The organism is Pedobacter sp. ASV12 (genome assembly GCF_016429155.1).
In the GTDB taxonomy this organism is placed as follows: Bacteria; Bacteroidota; Bacteroidia; order Sphingobacteriales; family Sphingobacteriaceae; genus Pedobacter.
In genome coordinates this window covers 1-15,876 of the sequence record NZ_JAELUC010000088.1, presented here as the reverse complement: position 1 = coordinate 15,876, position 15,876 = coordinate 1, and the positions used below count along the sequence as shown (strand labels likewise).

The following is a 15,876-nucleotide window of genomic DNA, read 5'->3' as shown; positions in this document are numbered from 1 at the left end:
CCCCCCCCCCCCCCCCCCCCCCCCCCCCCCCCCCCCCCCCCCCCCCCCCCCCCCCCCCCCCCCCCCCCCCCAACACCCCCCCCCCCCCCCCCCCCACCACCACATGTCGTGGTTCGTCGGCAGCGTCAGATGTGTATAAGAGACAGGCCAAATTTTTCGGTTTCCAGTAATTTGCCTTCATCTTTAATAGCAATCTTAACCGAATCGAAACCCATATCGGTAAGCCAAACCTTAACTGAGTCGTTGGTTTTGTTAAATTTTACCTTCTTATTGAGGTCTATATTGGCAGGCTCGGTTACAGTAAGCTCGGGCTTTTTGAGTTGCTGGTTAAAAGTCATGCTGATGCTACCGTCGTTGTTTAGCTTTTTATCCAGTACCCTAAAATTAACGGCCAATTCCTTAAATATTTGGAGGTTGATGCTATCTAAATTGTTTTTATCCAATACCAAAGGCGTTTTGATAAAACCAACTTCGTCATTAAGTTGCTGGTAAATCCTGTCGCCACTTTTTTCCTTTAGTGCGTAGATTTTATATGATCCTTTTTTAAGGTTGTTTAGTTTATAGTTGCCGCTACTGTCGGTGGCGGTAAAAATAGAAGGTTTCTTTTTGCCAAATAAACTATCGCGTTCTAAAGGAAAAATAAAAACAGTAGCATCTATTTCGGGCGCACCGGTGAGCGAATTTCTTACCTTGCCACTAATGCTCAACGAATCAAGGGTAGGACCGGTAGAAAGCACGTAGGTAAAATTCTTCAGGATATTTCCTTCGTTTACATCGGTAATAGCCTTACCAAAATTTAAGGTATAAGTAGTGTTTTTTTCGAGACTGTCCTGAAGCGTAACTTCCAGGCGCTTGAGCTTGGCTTTGAGTACCGGTGGTTTTTCCTGTTCGGGCGAAATCGAAAATTCCTTAAACTCGTTGTTGAGTTTGATGTATTCGTCAAATTCTATTACGATTTTCTTGGCGTTGAAATTGGTGGTCAAATTTTTTGGTTCCATTTTCAAAACCTTGGGTGGATTCTTATCTCTGGGTCCACCTTCAGGAGTTCTCATGGTGGCACAGCCCAAAATAAGGGAAGTTAGAAAAATACCCAGGTATAAAATCTGATTTTTTGAATGCTTTGCGTTTTTCGGCATTTATAGGACCTCTGTTGATTTTTACCTCATTTTGGAACGATTATATTAAAAATATTTAAAAATCGCTTATATCGCTTTTAATGAAGTCTGTAATTTTATAATTAAATAGTTGATTATCAATCAATTTACGATTATTTCGAGATATGTACCATTAAAACCGAAATATCCGAAGGAGAAACGCCAGAAATGCGAGAAGCTTGTCCTAAAGTTCGCGGTTTGATTTTCAACAACTTTTCACGCGCCTCTTTGGATAGTGAAACCAACTGGTTGTAATCGAAATCAGGGTTGATGGATTTGTCTTCCATCTTCTGCATTTTGTTTACAATCTCGTTTTCTTTTTCAAAATAGCTTTCGTACTTGATTTTGATTTCTGCCTGTTCAACCGTTTCCTGATCAAAGTTATTTAAAAGTTGATCAAACGAAGAACTTACTTTTCTGATGTCTTCGATACTGACCTGAGGTCTGCTCAACACACTGAAAAGTTTTACATTTTGATTAAGCGGCGCTGTACCTAAGCTTTCGAGCAGGCTGTTGGCTTCGCTCATTTGTACGGCTTGCTCTTTGGTAAAGGCAACGATGGCATCGGCGTTGGCTATCTTTTGGTTAACAATGGCCAAGCGTTCGTCGCTGATGAGGCCAAGTTTATGGGCAATAGGGGAGAGCCTGATATCGGCGTTATCCTGTCTAAGGAGCAAACGGTGTTCGGCCCTCGAAGTAAACATCCGATAAGGTTCTTCCGTACCTTTGGTAACCAAATCGTCAATCAAAACACCGATATAAGACTCGGAACGCTTCATAATGAGCTCGTGGGCGTCATTTACTTTCTGATGGGCATTGATTCCGGCTATAAACCCCTGACTAGCAGCCTCTTCATAGCCTGTAGTTCCATTAATTTGGCCGGCAAAGAACAAATTGCTGATCAATTTGGTTTCGAGAGTCAAGGAGAGTTGGGTAGGCGGAAAATAATCGTATTCAATGGCATAGCCCGGTCTGAACATCTTGGCTTTTTCGAAGCCTGGGATTTGGGTTAAGGCCTTATATTGTACATCTTCGGGTAGGGAGGTAGAGAAACCATTGACATAGATTTCGCAGGTGTTCCATCCTTCTGGTTCTACGAAGATCTGGTGCCTTTCGCGCTCAGCAAAGCGATTGATTTTGTCTTCTATAGATGGACAATAACGAGGGCCCAGACCTTTGATTCGGCCAGTAAACATGGGCGATTTTTCGAAACCTTCTTTGAGCGTTTCGTGTACATTGGCATTGGTATAAGTAATCCAGCAGCAACGTTGATCTTTTGGAATTTCTACATTGGTATAAGAAAAACGCCCTGGGTTTTCATCTCCCCATTGCTCTTCCATTAAAGTATAATCAAGCGACCTGCCATCAACGCGTGGGGGAGTTCCGGTCTTCATACGGCCGGCTTCAAAACCTAGCTCGGTTAATTGCTCGGTTAAGCCAGTAGCCGCTTTCTCGCCTGTGCGCCCACCTCCAAATTTCTTTTCGCCAACATGGATAATGCCATTCAAAAAAGTACCATTGGTCAACACAACAGCTTTGCCGTAAATTTCTACGCCAAGGGCTGTTTTCACGCCAACAACGGTATTGTTTTTAATCAATAAACTTCCCACCATTTCCTGCCAAAAATCTACATTTGGTGTTCTTTCCAACGCTAGGCGCCACTCTTCGGCAAAGCGTTTTCTGTCATTTTGCGTCCTTGGGCTCCACATAGCAGGCCCTTTCGACTTGTTGAGCATGCGAAATTGGAGCGTGGTTTTGTCGGCTATAATACCCGAATAACCACCCATGGCATCAATTTCTCTAACAATCTGTCCCTTGGCTACACCGCCCATGGCCGGGTTACAGCTCATCTGTGCAATGGTTTCCATATTCATGGTAATCAATAACACCGACGAGCCTAGGTTTGCGGCGGCAGCAGCGGCTTCGCAACCGGCATGGCCAGCCCCCACAACAATAACATCGTATTCTTTAAACATCTATTTATTTTTGTGTTTCACGTGAAACAGTACAAAATTAATCAAAATTCAAGCAGAAAAATTCATTGTTTCACGTGGAACTTTTCTTTTTGACAAATAATTTAAAAAGTCCGTAGAGCGCGACAGCGCTCCAAACGCTTTCTAAAATCACAAAAGGCATAAAGGAAATCAGCCAAGAAGCATATCCTGCAATGCCTGCACCCAACAGATTTAATATGCCATAACTCCAGCTTTCTGCTTTGATTAGCTTCAGGCTTTGCAAAAAGAAGGCAATTAGTAGGAGGCTTACGCCTATGGTAGCAATTAGATCTGATGGTCTCATGCTTAGTTTGTTTTTTCGGAAAGCTCAATCCAGCGTTCCATCAAGGGATTGAGCTCTTCGTTGATTTTTGCTATGGTTTGAGAAACTTCTTGAATTTTTAAATAATCGGCACTGTTTATTTCATCCAGTGTTTTAGTTAACTCAGCAATCCTACTTTCTTTCTTCGCCATTTCCTGCTCAATATCTTCCAGTTCTTTTTGTTCTTTGAAACTTAATTTTTTGGCGACCACCGCAATAGGAGCGGGTATGTTTTCTTGTTTAGTTTTTTTAGGCGTAGCGTCTTTGGCCACCTCTAAACTCAAACGATGCTCTGAGTAGTTTCCGTTGTAAATGGTTACTTCGCCATCGCCTTCCATGATAAACAATTGCTCGCTCATCTTATCTAACAAATACCTATCGTGCGAAACCAAGATCAGTACACCTGGAAAGTTTTCTAAAAATTCTTCCAATACGTTCAATGTATCAATATCGAGGTCGTTGGTCGGCTCATCCAAAATCAGGAAGTTTGGATTTTGCATCAAGACTTTCATCAAATGTAAACGCTTTTTCTCTCCACCACTTAGTTTTTCGACCAGGCCATGTTGTTTTTTTGGTGGAAATAAGAACAGGGTAAGTAGGGCAGAGGCCGAAATGGTTTGGCCATCGGCCATCTTGATGTATTCTGCATCTGATTTGACAATATCAATCACCCGCTCTTTTTCATTGAAAGCTAAACCGCCCTGTTTGTAATAGCCGTAAACCGTGGTCTCGCCAATATCAACTTTTCCTTTTTCAGGCTGGAGGTGATTGGTAATGATGTTAAGCAAGGTAGATTTCCCTGTGCCGTTTTTCCCGGCTAGGCCAATCCGATCTCCCCTTTTAAAGGTATAAGAAAAATCGTTGATGATTTTTTTGTCGCCAAAAGATTGTGCAATATGCTCTAGCTCTAAAATTTTGCTGCCTTGCCTCGACATCTTGACATTCAACGTTACTTGCTTGTTGTCTGCGCGCTGTTTGGTTTTTTCTTCCAAGTCGTAAAAGGCATCAATTCTTGAGCGCGATTTGGTGGTACGGGCAGCAGGCATCCGGCGCATCCACTCGAGCTCTTTTTTTAATAAATTTTTGTTCTTTTGAAAGGTGCTTTCGTCTGCCGCTTCTCTTTCAGCTTTCTTTTCCAAAAAATAAGCATAATTGCCGTTGTAGTTAAATATTTTTCCTCTGTCGAGTTCTACAATGGTATTGCAAACATTATCCAAAAAATAGCGGTCGTGCGTAACCAACAAAATGGTTTTGCTTCCGGTAGTCAGCAGTTTTTCCAACCATTCGATGGTATCGATGTCCAAATGGTTGGTTGGCTCATCCAAAACATAGATTTCAGGATCTTCGATGAGCAATTTGGCCAAAGCCAAACGTTTTTTCTGCCCGCCAGAAAGTGTATTTATTTTTTGTTGCAGGTGGTTGATGCCCATTCTGCTTAAAATCGTCTTAATTTGATGTTCGTATTCCCAGGCATTATGCTCGCTTAATTCACCGTATAAGTGATTGAGCATTTCTTCATTAGGATGCTCTTGTTCAATTAATTCTTCATATTCTCTAATTAACTGTTGCTGCTTGTTATCCATAGAGAAAATAAAGTCGCTGATCGAGTAGCCTTCTGGAAAAACGGGTTCTTGATCGAGGAATCCGATCTTAACAGATTTGTTTTTTACTATTTTTCCTTCCAGCGGTTCGAAGCGCTCGGCCAGCAGTTTAAGGAGCGTACTTTTGCCAGCACCGTTAATGCCAACCAACGCTACGCGCTGACCTGCATTGATGCCCAGGGTAAGATTTTTAAAAAGCCATTCTTGGTGATAGCCATGGCCAAGGCCTTCGGCTGCGATTAGTGTACTCAAAGTCTTTTGTAACGGTTTATCGGATTAAAAATTGCTGCAAAAGTAATCAATAAAATCGGCCTATGGTGCTGATAATGATTGTTCTGGACAAATAGGAGGGATGAGTGACAAAAAGATTCAAAATTGAACCAAAAATGATGATGGATATAAAATTCGATTTTAAGCAGAATCTATCCTTTTTTGGAATAAAATCAGACAAAATCTGTTGATTTTTGGAATCATAATATCCTGTAAAAAAGCATGTTCATCCAGCCCTAGATATCGTTCGTCCTGCGAAAAGCACGATTGAGCAAAAAATTTTTTTATTCGAAAAAGGGGTGCTAATTTTAAAGCCGACTTAGCAATTATATTTCATCTAAATTAACTGGCTATCCTATGAATAAAAAATTCTTGTTGCTGTGCGTGGCGATTGCTGTGCATCTGCAGTTGATTGCGCAAACTAATACGGCAAACTACATGCGTAATGACCTGATCAGCCCGTCGGCTACCGCAGGTACACTCGGGAGGTTTGGCGACGCTTCCATCAACCAGTCGAGCGGAGCCCCGAGCTTTTCGATACCAATATTTAACGTTTCTGGGCATGAGTTAAGCGTACCGATTTCGCTGAGCTACAGCTACGATGGCTTCAAGCCTTCAAACCCTGTGGGCTGGACAGGCCTTGGATGGAGCCTGCAGGCTGGTGGTGTGATTACGCGCCAAGTGAAGGGCAAGGTTGACAATATATCAACGTCAGGAAACAATTTCGAGGATGCGGCCGTACAGAGCAAGGTCAACCTGCCAATCGGAGACATCAGTACCGACCAGGCTTTCCTGAAGAACATCGCCGATGGAAACGTCGATGCCGAACCCGACCTGTACAGCTTCAATTTTGCTGGCTATTCGGGCAAGTTCATGCTTGTAGGAGGAACCTTTTATTGCTTCCCCTACCAAAAGCTGAAGATAACTGGAAGCACATCCGGCTTTACCATTACTGCAGAAGACGGAACAAAGTATGAATTCAATGTCACCGAAACTACGCAGCTCAAAACCCCGGGGTCTACGGCGTATAATTCTTCCTGGTACCTGAGTTCGATTACCAATGCTGCCGGAACCGAAACCATCAAGTTTATCTATACCAGTGAGAGCCAATATGACCAAGTTGGTACGAACAGCCAAACGTATAAGAAGTTTGACGAATACTTTTGGGGCGCAACCTCGACGCTCTATCCTGCTACCTACGCTACGCCTTCCAAGATCAGCCCGAAAAGGCTGGTTCAGATCGTTTCAGAAAAATATACGGTGGATTTTTCGGGAACTTCGCGTTCAGACGTAGCCTCATCGGCAGCGGCGCTAAGTGCGATTTCTATATCCGACAATTCGGGCAACGAGATCAAGAACTTTAAACTGAAATACGGTTACTTCGGAACCTCGACAAACTACCTTGAAAGATACCTGAAACTCAAAGCCCTGGAAGAGTGGCCTACCAGTGGCATTTTGGCCGACAGCGTGAAGAAACAGGTGCACAGCTTCGAATACATCGGCGAAAGCGGTGCATACCCGGACAAATCCAATGCCTTTGTAGACCATTTCGGCTATTACGCCGGAGGCAATTTCGGCGCGACCATGATCCCAGGGGATATCTATCCCGGAGGGCCCAACCGCGACCCTAACCCAATAAACGCACAGGCGGGTGCGCTCAAGAAAATCACTTACCCAACGGGAGGCAATACCGCTTTCGAATACGAGGGTAATGTGGCCTACAACGGCATTGATTATGTAAAAACACTTAGTAGCTTATCCAGCTATGTGAACAGACCTCCCGGTACACCCTTAGGCAGCTTTGAATCAGACTTCGAGAGTGGTAAGTTTAGCATTAATTTTGATCAGACGGTAGGGATTAACCTGATTCGTAACCCAAAATCCGTTCCGTTAGATAGTTTGCCGAAGGGGTCTATAGATGCCAGGCTGTATAGGGAGGAAGAAGAAGGGATATATTCTTTTGTAGGAACGATGAAAATTCTTCACGATAGGGATGACGGAGGCATGATGTTCAATTTCAACCTCTCGGCGGGAACCTACTATGTGCAGACCTATATCGACGAATACGAAAACGCAATGACTGCAACCGTTGGCTATAGGAACAATACAACCACACCCATCGAAGGCAAGCCTGCAGGAGGCATCAGGGTAAAAAATATTACCAACAATCCTGTTGTGGGGGTTTCCACACAGAAGAGCTACCGCTATGTAAACAGCGCTGGATTTTCTACCGGTCATTCGGCAGAAGCGGTCTACGATGTGAAGCCCTTTACCCAGCGGACGGTCGAAACGACCAGCGTTATCCACGACACCCATGCCATGAACTATAGTTCTTTTATCTCCGAAGGGCCGACATGGGGTAGCCCGAACTATTACAACACTGTATTCGAAGACCTAGTTGGAGATGGCGAGACGCTGACAACCAGGAGCGACTATGTTTCCTACGACAGCTATTATGCAGGTATACAACCGGTTAAGGTTACCAAATATAAAAACACCTCAGGGGGCAAGGTTCCGATTAGCAAAACTGAATATGAATATGGCATACAGGATGGAGTGACTATTAATGGAATTAAAGTTTATCAGCATTTTGAGGTGGTAAACCTTGGAGGGATGTACGGTGATTCGACCAAGCTGTTTACGCCTACAAGAGACCAATACTATCAAGCGTTCAGATACTTGAAAAAGACCAGGGAGGTGAGCTACGAAGGCACCGACTCGCTGGTTACGGTAACTAACAACAGCTACGACCTGGCCGACACCAAGAACCTGACAATGACAAGGACCACTGCATCCAATGGCGACCAGTTGATCAGCAAGTTCAAATACCCCGACAGCTATACCACCGGCGTAAGCGGGGCCTTCACCGCAGCGCATATCCTGACGCCTGCGTGGGAACAGCAGGTCTGGCGGAAGACAGGTACGGATTCGGTACTGGTGAGCGCAGGCATCACGGAATACAGCACTTCCAGCTTCAAGCCCGTGAAGCAGTATGCATTGACCACGAAGGGAATAGCTGCGCTCAATGGCGAAGGCATGAGCGGGACCAAGTACAGCAGCCTTCTCAGCGACAGCCGCTACGAGGAGCGCGTGGCCTACGGCTACGACGGCGCAGGGCGCCTGGTCAGCCAGCAATTGACCGGAGGCATCCCGGTTTCCTATCAATGGGCCTATCCTTCTAACCTACTTTATACCACGCCTTATGGGCAAAAGAACTACGTAATTGCCGAAGCGAAGAACGCGTTGCCAACCGAGTTCTACCATGAGAACTTCGAGGAATACAGCGGCGCGAGTTCGGGAACGGCACATACCGGCGGCAAGTTCTACAGCGGCGACTTCTACGTTTCGTGGAGCATCCCGAACGCGCGCGCCTACGTGCTGAGCTACTGGTACCGCGACGGGGGCACCTGGAAATACCAGGAGCAGGCCTACACCGGGGCTGTTACGCTTGCCCTGGGCGATGCCATAGACGACGTGCGCATCCATCCCAAAGACGCCCAGCTGGGGACCTATGTGTACAAGAGCGGGGTAGGCATTTCGGCCTCTACCGATGCCAAGGGGCTGACCACGTACAGCGAGTTCGACGAGTTCAACCGGTTGAAGAACGTGAAGGACCAGGACGGCAATATTGTGAAGAACTATTCATACCATTTGGCCGGTCAGCCAGCAGAGACGGGAGGAGGGAGTAGTGGACCAACAACCGCCATCAGTTACCTAAACTGGACCACGCCCTATACGCCGGGTGGCACACCTTCTGCCTACATTTCTTCGCTGGCGATCAAGGACGGCAGCGGCACCACGCTTTACACCTACAACACGGCGCAGCTGCAGGCGGGCATTACCGTTCCACAGGGTACCTACAGCTTCGTGATCACGGTATCGGGCATGGCCTGGGACCCGTGGACCGATCTGGGCTGGGCCAGCTGCTATGTGGTATCCGGCGCCTACTCTGCCGGGTTCGACAATACAACGTCCACCTATACGCTTACCGGCGTAACGCTGAACGGGGCCACAGCCACCATCAACCTCGACAACATCGCCTACCTCTAAACGAAACGCATCCATGAAAACAAGATATCTATTCCTCAACATACTCCTGCTGGCCTCGCTCAGGGGCCTTGCCCAGAGCCCCAGCGGCGACAAAAACTACACGATGGAAACCATCGTCAAGGTGGCCGGCAAAACCGACGCCTCCATGCTCACAGGCCTGCCCGTGGGGCAGGCGAACCGCACCGTGCAGTACCTCGACGGGCTGGGAAGGCCCGTCCAGACGGTGCAGTGGAAGGCCAGCCCCCTGCAGCGGGACGTGGTGCAGGTGACCGAGTACGACGCCTTTGGGCGCGAGACCAAAAAATACCTGCCCTATGCAGAGCAGACGGCAAGCGATGGAGCCTATAAAACGGGTGGCGTCGCGAACCAGGCGAGCTTCTACGGTGTTTCGACGGGATGGGACGCCAATGTGGCCAAGACCCCCTATCCGTACAGCATTTCGGTGATGGAGCCTTCCCCGTTGGGGCGCGTTCTGGAGCAGGGCGCACCGGGTGCGCCCTGGCAACCTTACAGTGCCAGCATAGCCGGTTCTGGCCATACAGCGAAGACGATTAGGGCTATTAATGGCCTCAATGAGGTTCGTATGTGGAATGTTACTACTTCTGGAGCCATTTCATCTTCTTTCTATGATAAGGGAAGTTTGTATAAAACAATTGATCGAAACGAAAATTGGATTAGTGGTCTTTCTGGTACGACAGAAGTGTTTGAGGACACGGAAGAAAATCCGATTCTCAAAAGAGTTTGGCAAGATGAAACGACATCTTTAGATACTTACTACGTTTATGATGTTTACGGTAACTTAGCTTATGTAATCCCTCCTGCGGTTTCGGTAACTAGCTTTTCTGAGTCAGATGCTGTGTTTAAAAACTATATCTATGGCTATCATTACGACGGCAGGAAAAGACTGATAGAGAAAAAAATCCCAAGCAAGGGCTGGGAGCATCTGGTGTACAACAAACTCGACCAGGCGGTGCTCACACAGGACAGCGTGCAGCGCAGCAATGGCCAATGGGCCTTTGCCAAGTACGACGCGCTGGGCAGGACCGTGATTACGGGCATACTGGCCAGCGGCTCTTCGAGGGACGCCTGGCAATGGAGCATCGACGGGCAGTCCCGCCTTTGGGAGGAAAGGGAAAGCAACGGGACCACGGACTATACCAACAATGCCATTCCAACTGCCGGCATCTCCAAATGGGCTGTGCTAAGTTATTACGATGACTATTCGTTCTTGGGCATGGGCGCTACATTGCCTCCGTCATCGTCGATAAGCACGAAGACAAGGGGACTGGAGACAGGCACAAGAGTTTATCATGACGACGGCGCAGGCTCAGAATGGGCGTTGACCTATTACGACGAGGATGGCCGGGTTAAGGAAACCATAGCCCAGAACCACCTGGGAGGCACCGATCGAGTAACAAATACCTGGAACTTTGCTAGCGAACTGACTAGCACGGAGCGTGCGCATGTAAAAGGTGTCAACACGACCGTTATTGCCAATGCTTATACTTATGATCATTTGGGACGTAAAATATTGACAAAAGAGGATATCAATCTTCAAGGTGAAGTTATATTGAGCAAGGATGATTATAATGAAATCAGCCAACTAGTTAGAAGAAGCTTGCATAGCACCGATGGAGGTATGAATTTCTTGCAACATAGCGATTTTACTTTTAATGAACGAGATTGGCCTAAAAGCACAATCTCAAACCAGTTCAGCATGTTGTTGAAATATGAAGATGGTACGGTGCCACAATATAATGGGAATATCTCTGGCCAACTTTGGGGCTCGGGAAATAGTTTTCCAAACGCCTTTGTTTATGGTTATGACAAATTGAACCGTTTAACTAATGGATCTAGTTCTGGAATTGCCATGAGCGAAACGCTTACCTATGATAATATGGGAAATATTACCTCATTAAGTCGAGATGGCGGTATTGCTGGTTCTTATAGTTATATCGGGAATAAGCTGATTGCTATAAACGGAGGGCCATTAGCTACAGGGACTTATACTTATGATGGTAATGGAAATACCATTACTGATGGAAGAAATGGAGCGACAATTACGTATAACTATTTGAATCTTCCAACAAGTGTGGTAAAAACAGGTGTAAATCTAAATTACATATATGATGCCATTGGAACTAAGCTAAAAAAGATAAATAATACCACTTCAGAGACGGTTGACTATATCGATGGCATTCAATATCTTAACGGTAGTATAGACTTTATCCAGACCGAGAATGGTATTGCCAGAAATAATGGGAGCACCTATAGTTATGAATATAACCTGACTGATCACCTTGGCAACGTTCGTTATAGTTTTTACAAACATCCAACTGCTGGAAATCTCCAGCAGAGACAAGCGGATAACTATTATCCTTTTGGATTAAGAAAGATAGATTTTTCAGGTAATAATAAATATCTTTATAATGGTAAAGAATTACAAGAAGAACTGGGGCAGTATGATTATGGCGCAAGGCTCTATGATCCATACATAGGACGTTTTACAACGATTGACCCTCAAGCTGAAACCTATGTGAACTGGTCTGGTTATCTTTATGCAGGGAACGACCCTGTGAGATATGAAGATAAAAACGGCGAGGGGCCTGGGGATAAAATTATGGGCTACCTTACTGGTTTTGCAGACAATGTTTTAGGCTCAAATTTTAGAAGTCAATACAAGCCGAAAAACGTAAATGATTATAATCAGGCTCTTAGAAATGCAGACAATATCTCTCTGGTTGTAGCTGCCGGTCTTATGGCAGATGGAACCATAAATGTAGCCGCTGGAGGGACAGGGTTGCTTGCTTCAGGCGGATTGGCTTTAACAGGAGTAGGTACGCCAGTAGCCGGCGTTTCGGCAACAGGTTCTGGAATATTATTAGGAAAAGGTGCTGTAGAACTTGCCGCGGGTTCTTTTATAATGGCAAATGCCTTGAAGAATAAGCAGAAAGGATATGCTAGCAGTAGTGATAACCAGAATAACAGTAAAAAAGAGAAATTTGATGGGAAAAAAGACACAAATAGTAACACCAATAAGGAGGCATACAGAAATGCAAAAGACCAAAATGGAGTACCAAGAAGTCAACAGCCTGAGAAAACATTTAAAGTTCAAGAAAAAGGCACTAATAAGTCATTAAAGGTATCTCAATATACCAATAGTAAGGGCAAAAAAGTTCAAATCAGAAAAGATAATGCTAGATTATATAAAGATGGTGGAAGCCAAGGAGAACATTTTAATGCAGGTGAAGCGGGAAAGAAACTAGACCAACATCATAATGTTATAAAAAATTAGAAATTTTTAAAATGACAATAAACGTTAAAATAAAAAAATACTCAAATATTTTAAATCATGCTAGAGAAATCAATGCTTGGAATATAGTTGATTGCTATGATCCAAGTAGAATCAAAGAACAAACAAAATTTGAATCGATAGAGGTAGCGGAGTTCATATTTCCTGGATCTCAGGGAAGTTTGGAAAAAAGAGAGGCTATTGGAAAGGGTTTTGAACGCTTTGTTCTAAATTATTTAGAAGAGATGGGTTTGGCCTCCTATATTTTGGTTATTGAACAAGGACCTTCTCCTAAAAGTAAGCTGAAAAGCTACAAAGGAATTTTTTCAAAACAAGCTTTTGGTGGAGAGTATATTTCATTTGAAAGAGACATTAGTCAAACGGAATCATTAATTATAGCAATAGCCAAAGTAAAGCCACCGTATGCAAAAGAAATTTTTGAGACTCTTTATAATAGCGCAAATAGTATTATGATATTGAGCAATAAAGATTTACTCGAAAATCAGGTTCAAGCCCAAGTATATGATAGATATCTTACCGGTAGATTAGATTGTTTGGATCACTTAGCTATAATTAGAGACTATGCAATTGATGGGATATTCTTAAAAATCGGAGGAGATGGAGGAGATGTGGAAACAAGCTTACAGCTTTTTGCAAATAAACTAGCTATAAATGATATTATTGAGAAAGCAAAGAAAGTCCTAAACAGAGAAAAAATAGACTACTCTTTTGATGATTAAATATTCTATCTAAGTAATATATGTTAAAGTATTTAATCCGATCTCGCAAAGGAGATTAATCTTGTTATTATTAAATAAAAAATCATATGCATTACAGAAGATTGACCCATGGCAAGATTCGAATTTTACATCAGCGACGAGGAAAGAGCAACCGTGATTAATTATATCCTTTCAAAAGGTACAAAGATAATCCCAGACCTTTTGTATGAAACAGAAGAATACGAGGTATTAAGAGATACAATAGAATTCTTCAAATATTTGAAAGATAAAAATATAGGTTTTTTTTAATAGATGACAGCTTTATAATGGAGCCTTTGGTCGTATCGAAAAACAGGTTCTTTGAAGAACCCAAATATTCTGTATACCAAAGGAAAGGAGGGCCTTATATCGATGCCTCGTTCTATTTGGGTTATGCGGAAGATGCTACAATACCCTACAAAGTTAGCATAATCGACTATTATGAGAAATTCATACATTATGATAGCTATGAAGAGTTTAAGGTTCCAAATGAACTTAAGGGCTATTATGGAGAGCTTGTCCGTTTTATAAAGAAAATGTGCCAAAAGGTAGAAATTGGGAGAAGAAAATTTTGGATCAGCAAAGAGGTATTGAAGACCATAGACCTCTAAATGATGACATGAGATTTTGTTATTAGTGTACAGCAATGCAAAAGACCAAAAAAATAAAACCTTAATAAACAACGATATCGGGCGGGGGCATCAGCCTGGCTTACCTTTACGACGCCACTGGAGCCAAGCTGGGGAAGGCAAACACGGTGAGTGGAACCTTTACGGACTATGTTGACGGTGTCCAGTATACAAACGGCACCATAGACCTCATCCAGACCGAGGCGGGCAAGGCGCAGAACAATGGAGGAACCTATACTTATCATTACAATTTGGCCGACAACCTGGGCAACGTACGCTATACCTTCGACATCTACGGCGGTGCGGCGCGCAAGCTACAGGAGGATAACTACTATCCGTTCGGCCTGAGGAAGTCCGCAGGTAGCCCCGTATCGCTGGAGAACAAGTACCTGTACAACGGCAAGGAGCTGCAGTACGAGCTGGAGGCTTACGACTACGGTGCAAGGTTCTACGACCCGGTAATTGGAAGGTGAACGTGGTGGATCCGTTGGTCGAAGCAGGGCAAGAAAGCACCTCGCCTTATATCTATGTGTTTAATAACCCCATCATGCTTACCGATCCGGATGGAAGGTTGCCTGATGGTCCTGGCGATGATGCATGGAACTTTATAAAGGGGGTAGGACGAGGCATTGCAACAGGGGCGAAAGGAACTTGGAATTTTGTAACCGATGGGGCTTGGAAGGGTGAAACCTGGAAGGCAACGGGCAACTTGGCATTAGGTATGGCAATGTCCCAAGGCCCAGCAGGCTCATCTACACTTCCCTTGCTTGATGCTAAATTGGGGACAAATACCTCGGGAGCCGTTGAAGGCTTCAACAATGCTGTTTCGGGTGGAATGGATAAGCTTGTAAATGGAAATGCAGGAGAGAAGGGAGAAGTTGTAGGACAAGTTTTATACGGTATAGCTGAAGGAGCCGTAGGAAGTAAAGGGGCGGGTTTGGCTATTGATGCTGTTAATGGCATAAGAAGAGGTGCCAAGGTTGCCGAAGAGGCTGGTCAGCTTGCTAAAGCCACCCAAGGAGCGGCTAAATCATCAGAATACCTGGAAGCAACCGGAAAAAATAGTCTTAGGAATATCAAAACTAATGTTAACTCAGGGGAATTTGGTACGAACCTGGAAAAATCCGGTTTTACTAAAACAGTGAGTAAAGATGGAAGGGTTATAAATTATACGAAAGGTGAAGCGAAATATTCTGTGAGAGAAAGCCCGCAAACATCTCGCGGAACATCAGGTCCTTCCGCAGATTATAGCAATGGAACAAAGCAGCCGATTTTAAAAATAAGATTAAATGGAGGAAATAATTAATGTTGGAGTTTATTGATTCGGAGCAAGAATACATCGATGCGACTAATGAATTAAAGCGAGTCTTTAAGAAAGAAATAGATATTGTTGAAAATCCTTTCACTAAAGAGTTTTCAATATATACAGGGTTTGAATTTGATAAAATATATAGTAAAGGGTTTTATCTAAGCTTACAAAAGTTTTTAAGAAAGAAAGATAGTAAGGGATTCACTTTTTATACATTAGTGCCGGCATCAGATAATTACTTCTTTGCGAATTTTTCCAAATACAGCATTGCTAGGATAGCCATAAATGCTACCTATGATAAATATATAGAGTTCCTTCATCGCGACCCGGGTAATAGTCCGGCCGATGCCTTATTGTATAATGCCGAAACCCTGTCTCTTATACACATCTCCGAGCCCACGAGACAGTACTCATGATCGCGTATGCCGTCTTCTGCTTGAAAAGGGGGGGGGGGGGGGGGGGGGGGGGGGGGGGGGGGGGGGGGGGGGGGGGGGGGG

The 15,876-nt window shown here is 44.4% G+C and carries 11 protein-coding genes; 6 read left to right on the top strand and 5 right to left on the bottom strand.

From position 1 onward, the window contains the following. Nucleotides 1-125: 125 nt before the first annotated feature. The 4 genes from JHD69_RS16580 to JHD69_RS16565 all read right to left on the bottom strand — a co-directional run bounded on the left by JHD69_RS16580 (nt 126) and on the right by JHD69_RS16565 (nt 5,323). Entirely contained in the window at nt 126-1,052 is a 927-nt protein-coding gene (locus JHD69_RS16580) for an Ig-like domain-containing protein (RefSeq protein ID WP_255530708.1), read from the bottom strand. A 215-nt stretch (nt 1,053-1,267) separates the two neighbouring features. Further along, entirely contained in the window at nt 1,268-3,130 is a 1,863-nt protein-coding gene (mnmG, locus tag JHD69_RS16575) for a tRNA uridine-5-carboxymethylaminomethyl(34) synthesis enzyme MnmG (RefSeq protein ID WP_199141462.1), read from the bottom strand. A gap of 70 nt (nt 3,131-3,200) precedes the next feature. Next, nucleotides 3,201-3,452, bottom strand: a complete 252-nt coding sequence (locus tag JHD69_RS16570; RefSeq protein WP_199141461.1) for a CBU_0592 family membrane protein — start codon at nt 3,450-3,452, stop codon at nt 3,201-3,203. Nucleotides 3,453-3,454: 2 nt separating this feature from the next. After that, nucleotides 3,455-5,323, bottom strand: coding sequence for an ABC-F family ATP-binding cassette domain-containing protein (locus tag JHD69_RS16565; protein WP_199141460.1), 1,869 nt, complete (start codon nt 5,321-5,323; stop codon nt 3,455-3,457). A gap of 375 nt (nt 5,324-5,698) precedes the next feature. Between JHD69_RS16565 and JHD69_RS16560 the strand changes: the two genes are divergently transcribed. From JHD69_RS16560 to JHD69_RS16535, 6 genes are all read left to right on the top strand, one after another. Next, nucleotides 5,699-9,391, top strand: a complete 3,693-nt coding sequence (locus JHD69_RS16560) for a hypothetical protein (RefSeq protein ID WP_199141459.1) — start codon at nt 5,699-5,701, stop codon at nt 9,389-9,391. Between the two features lie 13 nt (nt 9,392-9,404). After that, entirely contained in the window at nt 9,405-12,686 is a 3,282-nt protein-coding gene (locus tag JHD69_RS16555; protein ID WP_199141458.1) for a DUF6443 domain-containing protein, read from the top strand. Nucleotides 12,687-12,697: 11 nt separating this feature from the next. Further along, nucleotides 12,698-13,423, top strand: a complete 726-nt coding sequence (locus tag JHD69_RS16550) for a hypothetical protein (RefSeq protein ID WP_199141457.1) — start codon at nt 12,698-12,700, stop codon at nt 13,421-13,423. A 314-nt stretch (nt 13,424-13,737) separates the two neighbouring features. Next, the gene (locus JHD69_RS16545; protein WP_199141456.1) at nt 13,738-14,052 is read left to right on the top strand and encodes a hypothetical protein; all 315 of its coding nucleotides are present in this window, start codon (nt 13,738-13,740) and stop codon (nt 14,050-14,052) included. A 146-nt stretch (nt 14,053-14,198) separates the two neighbouring features. Continuing rightward, nucleotides 14,199-14,543: a hypothetical protein gene (locus tag JHD69_RS16540; RefSeq protein WP_199141455.1), complete on the top strand. Its 345-nt coding sequence runs from the start codon at nt 14,199-14,201 to the stop codon at nt 14,541-14,543. A gap of 74 nt (nt 14,544-14,617) precedes the next feature. Then, nucleotides 14,618-15,376, top strand: coding sequence for a hypothetical protein (locus JHD69_RS16535; protein WP_233165983.1), 759 nt, complete (start codon nt 14,618-14,620; stop codon nt 15,374-15,376). A gap of 319 nt (nt 15,377-15,695) precedes the next feature. Here JHD69_RS16535 and JHD69_RS16530 read toward each other — a convergent pair. Next, the coding region (locus tag JHD69_RS16530) for a hypothetical protein (RefSeq protein WP_199141453.1) at nt 15,696-15,876 on the bottom strand (181 nt) is incomplete at its 5' end.

What these genes read in the sequence shown, in the direction of transcription:
- JHD69_RS16580 (WP_255530708.1), bottom strand. Translation starts at nt 1,052, where the DNA reads ATGAGAACTCCTGAAGGTGGACCCAGAGATAAGAATCCACCCAAGGTT.
- mnmG (WP_199141462.1), bottom strand. Translation starts at nt 3,130, where the DNA reads ATGTTTAAAGAATACGATGTTATTGTTGTGGGGGCTGGCCATGCCGGT.
- JHD69_RS16570 (WP_199141461.1), bottom strand. Translation starts at nt 3,452, where the DNA reads ATGAGACCATCAGATCTAATTGCTACCATAGGCGTAAGCCTCCTACTA.
- JHD69_RS16560 (WP_199141459.1), top strand. Translation starts at nt 5,699, where the DNA reads ATGAATAAAAAATTCTTGTTGCTGTGCGTGGCGATTGCTGTGCATCTG.
- JHD69_RS16555 (WP_199141458.1), top strand. Translation starts at nt 9,405, where the DNA reads ATGAAAACAAGATATCTATTCCTCAACATACTCCTGCTGGCCTCGCTC.
- JHD69_RS16550 (WP_199141457.1), top strand. Translation starts at nt 12,698, where the DNA reads ATGACAATAAACGTTAAAATAAAAAAATACTCAAATATTTTAAATCAT.
- JHD69_RS16535 (WP_233165983.1), top strand. Translation starts at nt 14,618, where the DNA reads ATGCTTACCGATCCGGATGGAAGGTTGCCTGATGGTCCTGGCGATGAT.